Source organism: Peijinzhouia sedimentorum (assembly GCF_049340005.1).
Lineage (GTDB): Bacteria > Bacteroidota > Bacteroidia > Cytophagales > Cyclobacteriaceae > CAXBDP01.
In genome coordinates, this window is the sequence record NZ_JBMPIY010000011.1 from 69,732 (window position 1) to 87,714 (window position 17,983).

At 37.0% G+C, this 17,983-nt stretch carries 19 protein-coding genes; 9 read left to right on the plus strand and 10 right to left on the minus strand.

The genetic code is table 11. The features are described from left to right. Positions 1–277: 277 nt before the first annotated feature. The 4 genes from ACOXY8_RS13695 (at position 278) to ACOXY8_RS13710 (ending at position 6,124) form a co-directional block, all read left to right on the plus strand. Positions 278–1,945 carry a M14 family metallopeptidase gene (locus ACOXY8_RS13695; protein WP_458332171.1) on the plus strand — a complete coding sequence of 556 codons (1,668 nt, stop codon included), beginning with the start codon at positions 278–280 and terminating at the stop codon, positions 1,943–1,945. A 638-nt stretch (positions 1,946–2,583) separates the two neighbouring features. After that, a complete protein-coding gene (locus ACOXY8_RS13700; RefSeq protein ID WP_458332172.1) occupies positions 2,584–4,548 on the plus strand; it encodes an ATP-binding protein in 1,965 nt (654 codons plus the stop codon). A 6-nt stretch (positions 4,549–4,554) separates the two neighbouring features. After that, positions 4,555–5,238 (plus strand): nitroreductase family protein, encoded by a 684-nt coding sequence (locus ACOXY8_RS13705; RefSeq protein ID WP_458332173.1) that lies wholly within the window; start codon positions 4,555–4,557, stop codon positions 5,236–5,238. 4 nt (positions 5,239–5,242) lie between these two features. After that, complete coding sequence (locus ACOXY8_RS13710; RefSeq protein WP_458332174.1) at positions 5,243–6,124, plus strand: TraB/GumN family protein; 882 nt, start codon at positions 5,243–5,245, stop codon at positions 6,122–6,124. On the opposite strand, the gene ctlX is transcribed toward ACOXY8_RS13710, so the two are convergent. From ctlX to ACOXY8_RS13750, 8 genes are all read right to left on the minus strand, one after another. Beyond that, entirely contained in the window at positions 6,121–7,035 is a 915-nt protein-coding gene (gene ctlX, locus ACOXY8_RS13715; protein ID WP_458332175.1) for a citrulline utilization hydrolase CtlX, read from the minus strand. The genes ACOXY8_RS13710 and ctlX overlap by 4 nt on opposite strands. Next, on the minus strand, positions 7,032–7,652 hold the full coding sequence (gene hisIE, locus ACOXY8_RS13720; RefSeq protein ID WP_458332176.1) for a bifunctional phosphoribosyl-AMP cyclohydrolase/phosphoribosyl-ATP diphosphatase HisIE: 621 nt from the start codon (positions 7,650–7,652) through the stop codon (positions 7,032–7,034). Before hisIE ends, ctlX begins: the two co-directional genes overlap by 4 nt. A 2-nt stretch (positions 7,653–7,654) precedes the next feature. Further along, entirely contained in the window at positions 7,655–8,410 is a 756-nt protein-coding gene (gene hisF, locus ACOXY8_RS13725) for an imidazole glycerol phosphate synthase subunit HisF (protein WP_458332177.1), read from the minus strand. A 1-nt stretch (position 8,411) separates the two neighbouring features. Further along, positions 8,412–9,128 (minus strand): 1-(5-phosphoribosyl)-5-[(5-phosphoribosylamino)methylideneamino]imidazole-4-carboxamide isomerase, encoded by a 717-nt coding sequence (gene hisA / locus ACOXY8_RS13730; protein WP_458332178.1) that lies wholly within the window; start codon positions 9,126–9,128, stop codon positions 8,412–8,414. A gap of 1 nt (position 9,129) precedes the next feature. Next, complete coding sequence (gene hisH, locus ACOXY8_RS13735) at positions 9,130–9,711, minus strand: imidazole glycerol phosphate synthase subunit HisH (RefSeq protein WP_458332179.1); 582 nt, start codon at positions 9,709–9,711, stop codon at positions 9,130–9,132. A gap of 31 nt (positions 9,712–9,742) precedes the next feature. Next, the gene (locus ACOXY8_RS13740) at positions 9,743–10,477 is read right to left on the minus strand and encodes a phenylalanine 4-monooxygenase (protein ID WP_458332180.1); all 735 of its coding nucleotides are present in this window, start codon (positions 10,475–10,477) and stop codon (positions 9,743–9,745) included. A 246-nt stretch (positions 10,478–10,723) separates the two neighbouring features. Further along, the gene (locus tag ACOXY8_RS13745) at positions 10,724–11,158 is read right to left on the minus strand and encodes a hypothetical protein (RefSeq protein WP_458332181.1); all 435 of its coding nucleotides are present in this window, start codon (positions 11,156–11,158) and stop codon (positions 10,724–10,726) included. A 5-nt stretch (positions 11,159–11,163) separates the two neighbouring features. Beyond that, positions 11,164–12,315 (minus strand): hypothetical protein, encoded by a 1,152-nt coding sequence (locus ACOXY8_RS13750; protein WP_458332182.1) that lies wholly within the window; start codon positions 12,313–12,315, stop codon positions 11,164–11,166. 255 nt (positions 12,316–12,570) lie between these two features. On the opposite strand from ACOXY8_RS13750, the gene ACOXY8_RS13755 reads away from it, so the two are divergent. The 3 genes from ACOXY8_RS13755 to ACOXY8_RS13765 all read left to right on the plus strand — a co-directional run bounded on the left by ACOXY8_RS13755 (position 12,571) and on the right by ACOXY8_RS13765 (position 15,063). Beyond that, positions 12,571–13,815: a 3-deoxy-D-manno-octulosonic acid transferase gene (locus ACOXY8_RS13755; RefSeq protein WP_458332183.1), complete on the plus strand. Its 1,245-nt coding sequence runs from the start codon at positions 12,571–12,573 to the stop codon at positions 13,813–13,815. Next, positions 13,803–14,729 (plus strand): ribosome small subunit-dependent GTPase A, encoded by a 927-nt coding sequence (gene rsgA, locus ACOXY8_RS13760; protein WP_458332184.1) that lies wholly within the window; start codon positions 13,803–13,805, stop codon positions 14,727–14,729. Before ACOXY8_RS13755 ends, rsgA begins: the two co-directional genes overlap by 13 nt. Positions 14,730–14,880: 151 nt before the next feature. Further along, a complete protein-coding gene (locus ACOXY8_RS13765; RefSeq protein WP_458332185.1) occupies positions 14,881–15,063 on the plus strand; it encodes a CsbD family protein in 183 nt (60 codons plus the stop codon). A gap of 108 nt (positions 15,064–15,171) precedes the next feature. On the opposite strand, the gene ACOXY8_RS13770 is transcribed toward ACOXY8_RS13765, so the two are convergent. Beyond that, positions 15,172–15,636 carry a copper resistance protein NlpE gene (locus tag ACOXY8_RS13770; protein WP_458332186.1) on the minus strand — a complete coding sequence of 155 codons (465 nt, stop codon included), beginning with the start codon at positions 15,634–15,636 and terminating at the stop codon, positions 15,172–15,174. Positions 15,637–15,663: 27 nt separating this feature from the next. Continuing rightward, positions 15,664–15,942: a sll1863 family stress response protein gene (locus ACOXY8_RS13775; RefSeq protein ID WP_458332187.1), complete on the minus strand. Its 279-nt coding sequence runs from the start codon at positions 15,940–15,942 to the stop codon at positions 15,664–15,666. A 117-nt stretch (positions 15,943–16,059) separates the two neighbouring features. Here ACOXY8_RS13775 and ACOXY8_RS13780 point away from each other — a divergent pair, with 117 nt between their 5' ends. Both ACOXY8_RS13780 and egtB read left to right on the plus strand, forming a co-directional pair. Then, on the plus strand, positions 16,060–16,764 hold the full coding sequence (locus tag ACOXY8_RS13780; protein WP_458332188.1) for a hypothetical protein: 705 nt from the start codon (positions 16,060–16,062) through the stop codon (positions 16,762–16,764). 70 nt (positions 16,765–16,834) lie between these two features. Further along, positions 16,835–17,983: an ergothioneine biosynthesis protein EgtB gene (egtB, locus tag ACOXY8_RS13785; RefSeq protein WP_458332189.1), complete on the plus strand. Its 1,149-nt coding sequence runs from the start codon at positions 16,835–16,837 to the stop codon at positions 17,981–17,983.

Here is a 17,983-nt window from a genome sequence, read left to right on the forward strand (position 1 = left end):
ATTGAAATGTCATCCTAACGGCTCTTACGAATAATCAAGCCTAAAGGTATTTTTCCATCATTCAGAGATAATATTAATTTCGGAAATATTCTTCAAATAGAAAATTTATAATCATCAAATAGTTCCACTCGTGGAATTTAATAACGCAAAAGGCAAAAACTCCACCAATAACCCATATTTTTATTGATTAATATTGTTTTCAACAAAATCAGACTATCCTCCCGCTTATTTCTAAGCGGAGTCAAAAATGAATTTCCAATTATCTAATATCTATCTAATGAAGCGTCTTTTTAAATCTTTTGTTTTAGGAATCATCTGTCTCGGCATTTCACTGACAGGTCTTGGGCAAATAGCTTTGCCAAATGCAGGTAATATTCCTACTTATAATCCTGCTGATAAAAAAGTATGGCCAGGAGAATTACTAACAACGCCTGAGAAAACGGCCTATTTGAATACCTCAACGTACAATGATGTTAGAGAATTTCTGGAATATGTAAATGCAAATAGTCCACTTACGCATTTGGAATATATTGGTAAAAGTGAAAGCGGGAGGGAAATTCCATTGATCATTCTATCAGACCCAAAAGTAAGTACACCGGAAGAAGCTCAAGCCACCGGAAAGTCTACATTCTATATTCAAGCCAATATTCACGGTGGAGAAGTTGAAGGAAAAGAAGCTGTGATGATTTTGATGCGTGAGATACTTTTTGGAGACAAAAAGCATTTGCTTGACAATCAAATTATCCTCATTGCACCAGTTTACAATATTGATGGCAATGACAACATGGGCGACAATACTAGACCCTCTCAAGAAGGTAGTCCGATGACAGCTGGTACAAGAGCAAATGGAGCAGGCCTAGATCTAAATCGTGATGGAATGAAACTGGAAGGCTCCGAGACAAAAGCACTCTTAGAAAATGTGATTTTGAAATGGGATCCGCAGCTATTGGTAGATCTGCATACCACGAATGGAACATGGCATGGCTACTCTCTTACTTGGGCTCCAAGCTATCATTCAGCTGGACAATATGAACCTTATGATTACACTTGGAACAATATGCTTCCTGAAATCACCCAAACTGTATATGAGAAATACGATTTGCATTTTGGTCCATTTGGAGATTATTATGGCTTAAGAAGATGGCCTGTAAATCGTTTCTCGACTTACAACCACCATCCTAGATATTTGGTAAATCAGATGGGCTTAAGAAATAAGCTTGGTATTCTAAGTGAAAATTTTGCGCACGAACGATTCTACCAGAGAATTTATGCAGCGCATGCTTTCGTAAATGAGATTTTGGAATTCACCAATCGAAATGCTGCTGAAATTACTCAATTGAATAAGAAAGCTGAACAGGATGCCATTAATGCTGTGATTGAAGGAGCTGGAGTTGCTAAAAAGGGTGTGAGATACCAAATGGTAGCAATGGATGAATTGCTCAACCTGAGAACGTATAATTATGGCACATATATCAACCAAAAAGGCGATTCAGTGATATATCGTACAGGTGAGATTGTGAATTTAGAAGGTGTAGAATATTACGCCAAATTTGACCCAACTGTGGAAGCAACTATTCCTCGCGGTTATGTTTTTTCTCAAGAACTTTCTCATATCGCAGATATGCTTAAATCGCATGGTGTGAAAGTGACTCAACTAGAGAAAAACCAAAATTATACTGGAGAAGAATTTCATATTTCGAAAGTGAATAAAGCAAACAGACCATTCGAAGGGCATAATATGATAACACTGGAAGGAGAATTTAAAGCTGGAAATAAGCGCTTTAGTAAAGGTGACTACGTTGTAGATGCTGCACAACCACTGGCTAATTTGATATTTTATCTACTTGAACCGCAGTCTGATGATGGCTTAACAACTTGGAATTTTTTCGATGATCAGATTGGAGAAGGAAATACAGTGTATCCAGTATTTAAGTATTTCAAATAAAAGTGAAAGGGCGGTTATTTCTAACCGCCCGCTCAACCAATCAACCTTAAACTAACTCTATGAAAAAATTCTAACTACAAATCATCCACTATGGAATGAAAAAAGCTTTTAAATTTTTGCCAAGAATAAACCACCAAATCTTATGAGTGGTATTATCACTTAACTATTTGCGGCAATCAAAATAATAAAAGCCAAAAACAGTGCAACAATAGCTGAAAGATTTCTTCTTGAAAACAAACTTATGGATTTCATAAAATATTGAAAATGTATTGCTTATGCCGAAAAATTAAAAATATCAACCTATTACCGTTCCCTATTGGGCTGCAAAGGTAATGACTTAATAACAGAAAAAAAATAAGTTTGTTTAATTTTAGATTTAAGGAAATTTTCGAGTGAAATTTTAATTCTGTCCTTAGCCCATTTACCTCTACTTTATTCTATTTTATTTGAATCGAAGAAATTAAATTAGAATTAATCATTCAGCAGTTATATTAAATTTTTACGCCCTATTTTTGTCCTTTAGAATAAAAACTAACTTAAGATTCCTTTTGCTTATTTTACGACCGTCAAAGACTAAATAATCTCAAACCATTTTGAAATTTTCTGTCCAATTAGTCATAAGAATCTTTTGCATAACTTTGATTTCATGCTGTGCGGAACAAGTGTGCTTTGCAGAGCAAGAAAACTATGAGTCGAGTGCAAATAATAATGCGTTAAGAACTCTTATTAAATCCAAAAGCAGTCCTGATAGTGTAAGATTAAAAGCTCTAAATGACTATGGCTGGCAATTAAGAAATAGTAATACAGATTCGGCCTTAACTTACTTGAATCAAGCATTAGAGTTAGCTAAACAAACTAATCTAAATAATGAAGAGGTTAACATCCTCAATCGGATTGGTGTAATTTATCGTAACAGAGGAAATAAAATTAAGGCATTTGAAGCATTTTCAACCGCCCTTTCTAAATCTGAGGAACTTGGAAATGAGCGGGAGGTAGGCTATAGCTATATGAATTTGGCTCATGCTTATTTAGATGATGACGCTCCCTTTCTTGCCATCACTAATGCCACAAAAGGCAAGGAGATATTTCGGAAATCAGGGAATAGATTAGGCGAAGCATATGCTAATGGAATTATAGGCGAAGCCTATTTAAGACTTAAGAACACCAGAAATGCCATCAATTTTCTAACGCTCGCTTACAATATAAGGAAAGAACAAGGTGTAAAAGAAAGTCAGGCAATTTCAGGCACTTTTCTAGCCTCTGCTCATTCCACATTAGGAGAAATTGATACTGCTTGGAATTACTTAAATGAAGCTCTTGACATTTTTAATAGCAATAATAATCTATATGGATTGAGCATTGCTTACTTAGCTAAAGCTTCCATCGAAATGAATTCGAATTTACTTGAGGAAGCAGATCTTTCATTGCATATGGCATTAAACAATGCAGATGAGCTTGGTGGTGAATTACAAAAACTGCAAGTATTTCAACAACTTGCAATTCTAAAAGCTAAGAAAGCAAGCTTCGATTCTGCCTATTATTATCAAGTCGTAATTGATTCTATAATTAGAGAAAGGTTCAGAAGAGAAAATATAGCTCAGTATGATCAATTGAAATTGAAGATTAATCAAAGTCAGAGTAATCGAGAAAATAGATTGTTACTACAAGATCAACTTCAAAGGCAAGAGGATCTTAGAAGAAAGAGTACTCAGATTTATGTTTTGTTTTTCTTAGTTGGCCTATTACTATTCCTTATCGCTCTTTTTATTAAGAATCAACGCAAGATTAAAAAACAAAACAAGTTGCTCATGGAGATCAATATTTCTATGGAACTGCAGCAACAAGAAATTTTAGAACAAAAAGAAAAGCTAACTAAGCAAAGTGAAGAGATTCTACTTAAGAATATTGCCTTAGAGAGTATTAATGAAGAAAAGGATAATTTGATGGGCATTGTAGCTCATGATTTGAGAACTCCACTTGCCAATATTGATGGACTTGGGCATCTAATTAAAGAAGCTGGAGAACTCAATGAAGAACAAAACAAATACCTTAAGATTATTCAAAGTGTGTCAAGAGAAAGCATTAAGTTGATTAATGACCTTTTGGTATTGAATAGAATTGAATCAGGCACATACGAGAAAACAAAAGAAAAAATCTCCGTGAGTGAATTAGTTCAAGCCATTGTTCAAGCAAATAGACCCGTAGCACAGGCAAAAGATATCAAATTAGAATTGTCAGAGGATTATAAGAAAAACGACATTCTAAAAACTGACAGTCCTGCTCTGCGAAGAATTATTGAAAATTTGCTTAGCAACGCTATCAAGTTCTCTTACCCAAATACTATTGTACGTTTATCAGTAAGAGAAGAGCCTTTTTTTTATGAATTTACCGTAACAGATGAAGGGCCTGGGATCAGCGAAGTAGATCAGAAGAAGCTATTTAAGAAATTCACAAAACTGGCAAATAAGCCAACATCTGGTGAGTCTTCAAGTGGCTTGGGCTTATCAATTGTAAAAGGGCTTACAGAACAACTAAAGGGAGAAATTCGTGTCGAAAGCTCATTGGGCATTGGTAGCACCTTCCACCTGATTATTCCAAAGTAATGTGATATGGCGGACAAAATTATTGATGGCTTTCCTTACATTGAATATCATCAAGAGGAACTAAATGAGAATGAAGTAAGTCAAAGAGCTAATTCTTTTTATGAAAGTATGAAAACTCGTAGGTCGGTACGCCATTTTTCCTCCCGCCCTATTCCAAAATCAATAATTGAAAGTATCATTAAAACTGCGGCATCCGCACCTTCTGGAGCAAATAAGCAACCTTGGACTTTTGTGGCTATCTCTAACCCAGAACTAAAAAGTAAGATAAGAGAAGCTGCTGAAAAAGAAGAGCTAGAAAACTATAACGGAAGAATGTCCAAAGAATGGCTGCAAGACTTAGCTCATTTGGGAACCGATTGGCACAAAGAATTTCTTGAAATTGCTCCTTGGCTCATCGTAGTATTCAAAAAGATTTATGATATTGATGTCAATGGAAACAAACACAATAATTACTACGTTTCTGAATCTGTGGGTTTAGCGAGTGGCTTTTTGATTGCTGCTATCCATCAGGCTGGTTTAGTTACCCTTACACATACGCCAAGTCCGATGAATTTTTTAACTCAGATACTCAATAGGCCTGAAAACGAACGACCATTTTTATTGTTACCTGTTGGCTATCCAGCAAAGGATGCCTTAGTTCCAAAAATTTTTCGCAAGAACTTAGACCAAATAAGTGAATTCAAACTTTAATCACGTGCAGAAAAGACTCATTTTTTTAATTGCCCTCATTTTTGGCAGCAGTGTAATGGCAACATGCCAAGTAAACATTGAAAATAGCTTACTTTGGAAAATTGAAGGCCCTGGACTTAGCGAACCATCCTATTTATTTGGCACCATCCACGCTATTTGCCCTGATGACTTTAAAGTAGGTGCTGACCTTAATTCCATAATTGAGAGTGTAGAGCAATTGGCTCTGGAAATTAAGATGGATGACCCAAGTCTAATGGGCAAAATGCAAGCTGGAATGCTCTTTCCAGAAGAAGGCACAATTCGTGATTTTGTAGATGATGCAAACTATCAAATAATAGAGAGCTTTCTTCAAGACTCTATTGGCATCAATATCAATTTGGTAAGTCGTATTCAGCCGATTTATTTGAATTCGCTAATTCTACCAAAAATGCTAGGTTGCACTCCTGCGTCTGTTGAAGGTAAATTGATGGAAGTAGCAGCAAAAAATGAATTGGGAATCATTGGTTTAGAATCAGTTGAAGATCAGCTTGCCATTCTCAATTCAATTGATATGGAAACGCAAACATCCTTTTTGATAGAATCGGTAAAGGAATTTGAAGAGGGTCGCAAAGAAATCCGCAATATGATAGATCTCTATATGCGAGAGCAGGTGAATGAATTATACGACCTTATCAGTGCTAGTGAATTTCAGGTTTATGAAAATGCCATCCTGACTACACGAAATCAAAATTGGATTCCAAGAATTGTTGAAGAAGCATCTGCAAAACCAACGTTATTTGCTTTTGGATCAGGGCATTTAGGTGGGCCTGAAGGAATAGTAACTTTGCTAAGAAAAGCTGGCTACACACTTACTCCTATGGAAAGTATGAACCCGATTTTGCCCTAGTTAAAAATACCACAAACCATACAGCGAACGCTACCACCACCATATTTCTCGATCGTAGGAATATCGAATGTTAATATCTTGGCTTTAGCTTCTAATTTAAGCTTTTGTTCAGGGGTGAAACTTTGCCAAGCTGTGCTGCTCATTAAGAGATGGCTTTCCTCCCGCCTATTTTTCACTTCGATGATGTTGCCTGCAAAACTACATACTTGTTGAAAATTGATCGAGATTATTTCCTTTCCCAAGGCACTCAATTTTGCCATCAACAAGATTCGGTCTCCAGAAGGGATCAATTCATCTGCAATCACAATGTATTTTTCACCAATACTCAATATCACATTGGTATGGTAAATCTCTCCTCCATTTGGGGATTTGGCATCAAACCAAATAGGCTCAAAATCTATCAACATACATAGCTCAAAAAACAACTCCTTATTGCTGCGGGAGGATGAGCAGGCGAATGCAAGCTTGTTATCATAATCAAACACAATACTGCCTGTGCCTTCTAGATAGATGTCTGATTTCTCGTGCTTGCTGATATCTAAAAGCTCGGAAATAGGATGCCCGAGAGATTCCAGCTTTTGCAATATATCCACCCTCCTTTCGAAGCGACGATTGGTAGAAAGCATTGGGTAAAATACCACCTTACCATCTGAATGCGTAGAAATCCAATTATTTGGGAATACAGCATCGGTTTTAATTGGTTCTGGAGTATCTTCAACTTGAATTAAATCGATACCATTTTCTATTATCTTTTGCGCCATGACATCAAATTCAGCTTGAGCTTTTTTGATGATTAGCTCAGCACTTTCACTTGCCTTGGCCTGAAAAATATTACTGCCTTCTGTTTCCGGATTTGGCCCAAATGAAGCAGGCCTCACCATCATTATGGTTTTGGGTGCCTGTTGACTCATTTTTGATGTCTTTTTGCCAATACCTCTACAATTTCTTCTAAGCTCAAATCCATTCCCTCGATCAATACCAAGTAGTGAAACAATAGATCTGAAGCTTCTTCCTTGAACAGCTCCTTGTTGTCGCGCATGGCTTCTATCACTACTTCCACAGCCTCCTCTCCTACTTTCTGCGCCATTTTGGCTATACCACTATCAAACAAACTTTTGGTATAGGACTTTCCGCTTGTGTCCGATTTTCTGGCTTTAATAATCTCTGTCAATTGCTGAATAAAGGCCACATTAGAAGGCACATTTTCCTCATCGAAACAGGTATCCACACCGGTATGGCAAACAGGCCCAACAGGATTTACCATTATCAGAATAGTATCTTGATCGCAGTCAAGCAATATCTGCTGGCTCAATAAAAAATTGCCACTGGTTTCGCCTTTTGTCCATAGGCGGCCTTTGCTACGACTAAAGAAAGTCACCTTTCCCTCCCGCAAGGTTTTGCTCAGTGATTCCTCATTCATATAGCCCAGCATCAATACTTTATGCGTGCTTGCATCTTGAATAATGGCCGGAACAAGCCCATCAGTTTTGGTGAAATCTACTTCGGATATTTTCGTCAATATTCTCATGGCTATAATCTTACGGGAATTTTTTGATCTCTCAAATATTGTTTGAGAGCAGGAATTCTAATTTCATTAAAATGGAAAATACTTGCAGCTAAAGCTGCGTCGGCTTTTCCCTTGGTAAAAACATCTACAAAATGGCTCTCATTACCTGCACCGCCCGAGGCAATGATGGGGATATTAAGCAGTGAAGAAATGCGGGAGGTAAGTTCACACGCAAAACCGGCTTTGGTTCCATCGTGATCCATCGAAGTAAGCATTATTTCTCCTGCTCCACGCTCTTGCACTTCCTTTGCCCAAGCGATAGTTTCAATCTCCGTGGCTTGTCTGCCACCATGGGTATGCACCAAGTTTTGATCTCCCACCAATCGCGTATCTATCGCTACTACTATACATTGACTTCCAAACTCCAAAGCCAGCCGATCAACCAATGATGGATCTTTAACTGCTGAGGAGTTAATCGTGATTTTATCTGCACCGGATGCTAGCAAAGCCGACACATCTTCAATAGATGTAATACCCCCGCCTACAGTAAATGGGATATTGATTTGAGAAGCAACCTTCTTCACCAATTCCACTAGGGTTTTGCGTTTCTCAACCGTGGCGGAGATATCCAAAAACACCAATTCATCGGCACCTTCCCGCGCATAGATCGTCGCTTGCTCTACAGGGTCACCTGCATCACGAAGCTCTACAAAGTTCACACCTTTTACAGTGCGACCATCTTTTATATCAAGACAAGGAATTATTCTTTTTGTAAGCATATCAATCTATCGCTAAAATCTCGTCTAAATCTAAAGTGCCTTCATAAATTGCTTTGCCGATAATCGCACCAAATGCACCAATTTCCTTCATTTTTTTCACATCATCCACCGTCGTTACACCACCACTTGCAATCAATTGCAAATCAGGAAATGACAAAATGAGTTTTTTGTAGAGTTCTGTGGAAGGTCCTTGAAGCAAACCATCTTTGCTGATATCTGTGCAAATCACCTTGCGGAAACCCATATCTAAATAACGCTGCAAAAATGGAATAATCTCAACCGTAGTATTTTCTTCCCAACCACTTACAGCAATCATTTCGTTTTTCACATCCGCACCTAATATGAGCTTTCCCGCACCGTATTTATTGATCCATTGCTCAGCCAATGCAGGATTTTTTACTGCCACCGATCCGCATGTAACTTGTTGTGCTCCAGCGTCAAATACTTTTTCCAGATCCTCATCGGATCGTACTCCACCGCCAAAATCAATAATGAGATTCGTATGGCTTGCAATGCGCTGCAATACAGGCAGGTTTACCACCTTTTTGGCTCTTGCACCATCCAAATCGACCAAATGCAGTCTGCGAACTCCCTTTTGCTCAAAACTTTTGGCCACTTCTAGCGGATCAGAATGGTATTCCTTTTTACTGCTATAATCGCCCTGTGTGAGTCTTACACATTTCCCATCAATAAGGTCGATAGCGGGTATAATTTCCATACTAGAGATTTAGAAAATTTTGAAGAATGATCGCTCCCGATTCGCTGCTTTTTTCAGGATGCGCTTGTAATGCATAGAAATTGTCTTTTTGTAATGCAGCGGAGAATGGTAAAATATACTCGGATTGGGCGATAGTAAAATCACTTAATTCTGCATAATAGCTATGAACATAATATAGAAATGGATCAGGATTTAGTCCTTTGAATAAAGGCCCTTCAAAGCTAATAAGATTGTTCCAACCCATATGCGGTACTTTTTCAGCAGGAGGAAAACGCTTCACTGCCACAGGAAAAATTCCTAAGCAATCCGTATTATTTTCCTCAGAGTGCTGGCATAAAAGCTGCAATCCTAAACAAACGCCAAATACAGGCTGCTTCAATGCGGGAATCACTTGGTCTAGTCCAGTTTTGCGAAGGTAGTTCATTGCTGTACTAGCTTCACCCACGCCCGGGAATATCACTTTATCCGCCTTTTGAATTTGTTCAGGGTTATCGGTAATAATGGGTTCAATACCCAATCGCTGCAAAGCGAAAGTGACCGATTGTGTATTACCTGCATTATATTTTATGATAGCTACTTCCATTCTATATTTTTAAGAAAAAGAGAAAGCCCTCTTAGAGGGCCTCCTGCAAATTTAACTCTTCTACGAGAATTTCATCTAGATTTTTAAGCGATTCATAAAGCTCTTCGTAGCTCTCTATTACAAAATACTGAGTTTGGAAATCGTGTTTGTAATATGTAGCTCTCAACACTTCCCTCAAATCATAGGCTGAGCGCTTTGGTTTGTCAGAAAGACTAAAGTGAGTTTCACCTGAAGATGAAAGAATTCCCGCTCCATAGATTCTAAGATTACCGTTTTCACGGATCAATCCAAACTCTACAGTGTACCAGTAAACTCTTGATAGCAAATGAATTGCCTTATCATCTCCAGAATGCTGAGAAGCTACAATCGCCAATTTTTGCAAGAAATCTACAAAAGGCTGATTCGATAAAAGTGGTACGTGCGCGTATACATCGTGAAACATATCAGGCTCTTCCAGATAATCCAATTGCTCCATTTTGCGAAGCCAAGTAGTTGCCGGGAATTTTTTCTGAGCCAATAGCTCAAAAAAGATATCGTCATCAATCAAACCGGGCACGGCAACTATTTCCCAACCTGTGCTTTTAGCTAATAGCTCATTGGTTTCGCCAAAATGAGGAATGTGATCGGGAGTGAATTTCACGTCCTTTAGACCTTGGATAAAAGTCTCACTTGCAGTATTGTGCAATTTTTCCAGCTGACGATTGAACAAGATGTTCCAAACCTGCTGATCCTCTTTTGTGTAATTGTCGTAAATCTGCTGTAACATATAATTAAGTTGAAATGGCATAAAATAAAAAAGCCTGACTCCGGCATCGGAATCAGGCTTTTTATATGGTTGTTGATTATCTCTTGCTTATTGGTCAACACATACTAGCTTATTTCCGAAACCCTGTGGCTGCAGATAATAATAATAGTAATGATAAGTATGTGTTTTGTTCATTTGTTGCAAAGGTAATTACGAAATTTAATTTGGCAACTGTTTTTTGAAAAAATGATTTTAACGGAAAAAACTTTATTTAACTTCCAATTTAAACTTATTATTTCCTTGGTGATGAATTGATATGAAGAACTCCTTTGGCTCATTTTCAGGCATTTTTGAATATTTAATTCGTAGAATATTATTGCTGAATTCCACTATAATGGGTGCTGTAATATCCAATATCGAAAAAACCTTTGGTTCAGGTACATCATCATATTCGCCTAATACCAAATAAATATTCTTAACAGGCAGACCTGTTTCATAGTTAAAATCCTTATTACCAGTTTCAATTTCACCACTAAAAGAGGTAATAACGTTCAAATAGAAACCTTCACTTTCAAACCGTTTCAATTCCTCGATTTGGCTCACCGATACAGCTTTATTATCGGCCTCTTGATTTATGCTTACTTGTCCTATGGTTGGAAGACTAATTCCTATCACCAAAAAAAATATAAATGTCTTTTTCATAGTTTCTAATTACCGTTTACTGAAAAATGAATGTGAGTTTGATGGTCTTGAACTTGATTAAATGGCGCGTTCAATTTGTTTTTCAGGAATGGGCCAAAATTTTCTCGAATAAATGGGAAAGTTTCTAAAGCCAATTGCAATGCTGCAACTTGAGAATTTGCTCCTAAATTCATTATGTACTCATTATTTATTCTACTCAAATCAATAGCTAAGCCTCTATAATGATTACTATTTTGACCATGCACACCATTGGTAGTTGCTTTAATGTAAATTCGATTAATTCCATTTTCTGAGGCACAGGATTCAAGAGCAAAAATTAAACAATCAAGTAATCTTTTAGCTACCGGCTGATTGGCATTAACACCATCATTTGTAAAGCCAAAATCAATATTTACTACGTGACCATTTGAAAGTTCAATTTGAGATGGAATATTAACAGTTTCCCCATTCCAACTTGAATTGGAATAATCATCAATACTAATACTTCCATAGTAGTAATCATAATCCACCGACGGATTCATAGGAGTCCCACCACTAGACCCTGGGCCACCACCATCAATCTCCGGTGTACCTGCACAATCTATCGGAATTGCATCCCAATAATATTGAGTATTACAATAGTCATCAGTTGGGCCAGGACAAATAGTCGCTGATTTCCATTCATACTCGTATCCACATATATTTTCAGTTCTATTATTGGCAATGGTGGCTTGCTTTCCATCAATCATCCGTATATCATTGATGATTTCACCATTAAGAGAATAAGTTCGTATATATCCTGTGTAATTACTGAAATCAAAATCCGCATTATATTCCTCATTCTCTAATATATACTCAACAATTACCATTTCAGGCGCTTTCTGACCTTTCAGTGGTTTGGTGATTACAAGATTATAAAATGTGCGTGGGTTGAACTCATCTGGTATAATGGGAATAGCTGTACGAACTATTTCAAATCGATAATCTTTCAACTCCTTCACCATACCATTACCTAATTTCCCAAATGCTGTATTTAATTGGTTATTCTCCAATCGATAGTTTGAATATCCATTGAGCATAAATCCTTGTTGAATATCATCCATTATGTCGGAAAAAGGAATTTCTCTAATGGAAACTTCTTCTTGCTTGTCAACATCTTCGACAAGCTCATCAGGCATTTGATCTTCAAAATTATACGTACTACAAGAACTTATAATTAGTAAAGAAAGAAAAATGAAAGAGATTTTTTGTAATTTTAGGTTCCTCAGATTGTTTTATTTTGATACAAGTCTTAATATCAAAAAATCAAATTGGTAACCCATGTTTTTAGTTTTATAGTGAAAAAAATTAAAAAATTACTCAGATAGCCATAGTAGGGACTGGCGAGAAATATTTCTATCAATGATTCGCTTTAGCTTTTCTACTTTTGTTGAATGCTTTTAGCTATCGGGATATATCGCATTGCACTTTTTGCTTATTATAGCTTGCTTAGATTGGTTGCCATCTTCCATCCTAAGGCAAGTCAATTTGTAAAGGGTCGTAAAAACTGGGAACAGCCACTTAAGCAATGGCGAGCTAGCACTGGCAATGCACCATTGGTTTGGTTTCATTGTGCTTCACTTGGCGAATTTGAGCAAGGCCGCCCAGTAATGGAGGCTTTCAAAAAAACCTATCCAAACTATCAAATTCTGCTTACATTCTATTCTCCCTCTGGATATGAGGTGCGAAAAAATTATGCAGGAGCAGATTACATTATGTATTTACCCTGGGACAGTCCAAGTAATGCACGCAAATTTTTGAGCATTATCCAACCTAAAACAGTGTTTTTTGTGAAGTATGAGTATTGGTTTTTTCACCTGCGTGAAGTCGCCAAACTAAACCTCCCGCTTTTTTCCATTTCTACTATTTTGCGGCCAAACCAATTATTCTTTCGCTGGTACGGTTTGCTGCATCGTAAATGTTTAGGCTTTTTCACCTACTTTTTTACCCAAAATAAGGAAACCCAAAACCTACTCCATTCTCTACAAATCAATAATTGCAGTCTAGCTGGCGACACTCGCTTCGATAGGGTAATCGATATTTATCAGCAGAAAAAGCCTATTCCCATTGCTGAATCATTTGTGGGTGAGCAAAAATGTATTGTGGTGGGCTCTGCTTGGCCACAAGATCGAGAGCTATTAAAATCTGTTATCCAAAATACCAACTATAAATGGATTGTAGCTCCTCATGATATCCATGAAGCAGATTTGGCTGAATGGGAAAAAGCCTTCCCCAAACAATGTATTAGGTACTCCAAAGCGGGAGAAGTCATAAATGCCAAAATCCTGTTGATCGATAATGTGGGAATCTTGAGTAGCTTGTATCAATATGGCTGGGCGGCTTATATTGGTGGAGCATTTGGAGCAGGATTGCACAATACGCTAGAGGCTGCTGTGTATGGTATTCCGGTATTTTTTGGGAATAAGAACTATAGGAAATTTAATGAAGCTATTGGTCTCATAGAAAATGGAGCTGCATTTGCCGTAAATTCGGCCTCAGCAATGGAGGAAATTTTGAGACGATTTGAACAAAATCCACACGACTACCAACTGGCTGCTGAAAAAGCGGGAGGTTTTGTGAAAGAAAATAAAGGAGCTACTTCGCTGATCATGAATAAAATTACAAAATGGATAGATTAAGAGCGAGGGTACTGAAATCGACAGGATCATGGTATCAGGTGGAGTTGGAAGATGGTAGCAAGATGGATTGCCGTTTGCGTGGCAAATTCAAAAACCTTGAACTCAAGGTGACGAATCCTATTGCCGTAGGCGACTGGGTACTGATTGAACCTGATGATGATGGTAAAGGAATTATCTCCGAAATCGAGCCTCGCAGGAATTATTTTATTCGTAAATCTGTGAAAAAAACAGATCACGCCCATTTAATTGCTGCAAATATTGATCAAGCAATTTTGGTGGTAACCTTGGCACTGCCAAGAACCTCACTTGGGTTTATAGATCGCTTTTTGGTTAGCATAGAAGCTTTCCGTATTCCAGGTGTTTTACTGTTCAATAAAGCTGACATTATGGATGAGGTGATGCTTGCTTATCAGAAAGAGTTAGCCGAATTGTATCAGAATTTAGGTTATAAATGCCTTTTAGTATCTGCCGAAACCGGACAAGGAATGAACGAAGTAAGTGAGATACTTAAAGGCAAACTAAGCGTATTCTCAGGCCACTCAGGTGCTGGCAAATCAACATTGATTAACAGACTAATCCCAAATATTCGGCAAAAAACAGCTCAAGTCTCCTCATTTGCAAATAAAGGCGTTCACACGACTACATTTGCCGAAATGTTTGAAGTAGATTCAGATACATGGGTCATTGACACCCCGGGAATTAAGGAGTTGGGATTAGTTGAAATGGAGGAGTGGGAAATCAGCCATTATTTTCCGGAAATGCGCCATTTCTTAGGCCAATGTAAGTTCAACAACTGTCTGCACATCAATGAACCTAATTGCAAAATCATTGAAGCCTTGGACGCCGGACAAATTGCTATCAGCAGGTACAACTCCTATCTCAGTATGCTGATGAATGAAGAGAGTCATCGGTAAAAGATTGTTAAGAATTCAGATTTTCTCCCATTTTATAATTTAATCTAATTATAAGTAATTATTTCATATTAGAATAAGTAAATTGAAATAAATATAACTTAATTCTAATTATAGCCGTTAAAGTAACTATAACTAATCAAAATTATATATTATGAATAACTTAAAAATTAAAGGAAACTGGAACGAATTAAAAGGTAAATTAAAGCAAGAGTACGGTGAACTCACTGACAATGATTTAGTATATGCTGAAGGCCAAGAAGACGAACTACTTGGTAGAATTCAGAAAAAAACTGGCAAAGCTAAGGATGAACTTAAGCAAATGCTTTTTGAATAGTAAGTATAATTCCATAAAATAATAAAATGGCTCTTGGACAATCAAGAGCCATTTTTATTGTATACTGAACTGGTTTTCATTCATATACAAATCAAAACCTCAACTATGCTAAAAATCTAATACAGATCCTACCTTCACAAAAGTATAAGGACTGTCAAAATCTCCTATCCTGTTACCATCAGCATCAAGTTTGAAAAGTACATTTTCACCTACTTGGTAATAATGCAAATTAGGATCTTGACCATCAATCATTAATTTAATTTTTCCTCCCGCTTCATTCCATTCGAATTCGCCTTCTACTATTTCTACCTCATCAGCTTTACCCAAATACTTTGAATGCATCACAAAACTACCATCCAGATTCAGTTGAATTTGAATTGCTATTCCTTCACAATCCTCACAAGGTAATATGGATTTATAAGCTCCATTCCAGTCAAGTGAATTCCTACTATTTGCACCACCTATAACCGCCTCTTCTTGTGGAGATTGGGTCAAATTTTCCTTGTTAGATTTTTGTGATTCGCACGCACATGAAAGAAATAAAACTACTGAGAGACTGAAAAGTATTTTCATTTTTTAGATTTTTCGAATAAGCAACTTTTACTGTCTTTTCTTAAAAATAGACTCCGCGGCTTTCACAATTTCCTGCCCTGCAGTTTCCAAATGATCGAGCATTTCTTGCCACCTTGGATTATTTTTCTCCTTAAATTCTCTAAACTCATCTTCTAACTTATCCCGCTCTTTTTTCAATTTTTCAATCTCTTTGTCTGCATCAAAACCCTTTTCCTTGGCTTTTTCCTTCATTTTGCGAGTAAGTTCATCTATTTTCTTACCCAAGTCGTTTAGAATTCTTTGTGCTCTACCTTCTTGATTTTCCATTTTCTGTTAATTATAATTTATTAATTACTGATTCTTGCTAAGTTTAAGGACAGCTTTTCACTTTTTTTAAAAATATGAAATAAGCCTTTTAATAACGCGAATCAATATGCTAAAGATATGACTAAATCAAAACTAAAATCAACCCATCCAAAAGAAGAAAATATGGTAGAAGTTGTTGTAGAAAAGCTCCATAGTAAGGCTGAATTGAAACAAAAAATTTATGCAAACCTCAAAGAGTTCTTCAAAATACTAAAAATTGAAGCGGCACAAATAAATTTAGAACTCACATCAAAAACCCAAGATTTTAATCCGAAAATTAGTGTAGCATTCAATGATATATCAGATTTCGAGTTTAGAATTACTGCGGGCGGAGACACATTAGTGGCTGTCATGCAAAGCAATATTATTCAACTCAACCCTGAGCACCCATTTCTAAAAAGGAGATATTTCAAAGAAAACCCGGCTTACTTTGGACAAATTGTACTTTATAATTTCTTGGAAGATTCATTCCGCTATAATAGAATGAACGATTACGGCTACTTAGTTGGGAGAATTTTTATCGATGCGAATAATCGTCTATTTGCAGAAGGAGATCGACAAGTTCATTATTGTTTTGACGATCCGGAAAACGCTTTTATGACCAATGAAAACGCAAGATTGCTATTGCTTAAAGGCATTTCTGCAATGATAGACAATGATTTAATGGCACCTGAGTTCCAACAAGTACAGGTGATCACCCTTGCCCAAAAAGAAAATTATACAATAACAGAAGCTAGAGGTCAAAAAATCGGTTTTCAAGCAAGCTATAATGCAGAGAGGTAATACTTATCATATCAATGGATAAACTATTTTCATAAATAAACCTTAGTATAATAGACATATAAAAAACACTATGTTAGAAAGATTCAAAACCATACGAGACTATACTGTAAATATTTGCAAACCATTAGAGATTGAAGACCATATAGTGCAGCCAAGCATGGATGTGAGCCCACCAAAGTGGCATTTGGCGCATACTACGTGGTTTTTTGAGGAGTTTATTCTAAAGCCCAATTTCAAAAACTACAGCCCATTTCATCCCAAATACAATTACCTTTTCAACAGCTATTATGAGAGCATGGGCGAAAGAGTAATGCGGGTGGATCGTGGCAATATGAGCAGACCAAGCGTTGGTGATATTCTAAAATATAGAAAATATGTAGATCAGAATATGATTGAATTGATTCCTTCATTACCTGAAAACCTCTATGGCTTATTAGAAATTGGTTTCCAACATGAGCAGCAACATCAAGAACTTTTATTAACAGACATAAAATATATACTCGGCCACAATCCTTTATTTCCTGCCTATAAAGAAGATTTTAAGGAATATAATGGAAGACTGTTAAATGCAAAAGGATCATATTTAAGCTTTCCTGAAGGGATATATGAAATAGGTTTTAAAGGAAATGGGTTTTGCTTTGATAATGAAAAAGAGGTTCATAAAGTATTCTTACAAGAGTTTGAGATTGCCGAACAATTAATTAGCAATGGCGAGTATTTGGAATTCATAAAAGCGGGAGGTTATCAAACCGCAGCTTATTGGTATAGTGACGCATGGGCTTGGGTAAATCAGCACAAAATTACCAGTCCGCTCTATTGGCATCAGATAAATGAGCAATGGCATCGCTACAGCTTAGCAGGCTTAGAGCCATTACCAATGAATGAGCCGGTTACCCATATTAGCCATTACGAAGCTGCTGCCTTTGCAGAATGGAAAGGCTTGCGATTGCCTACAGAATTTGAATGGGAAGTAGTGGCAGATAAATTAGACTATGGTCAAAGATGGGAACACACCCAAAGTGCATATTTGGCTTATCCTGGTTATCGAAAACCTGCTGGCGCTGTTGGTGAATACAATGGCAAGTTTATGATAAACCAAATGGTATTACGAGGAGCCTCAATTGCTACTCCCGAAAATCATTCGCGCAAAACTTATCGTAATTTTTTCCACCCGCAATTACAATGGCAATTCACAGGAATAAGACTGTGTAAAAAGTAA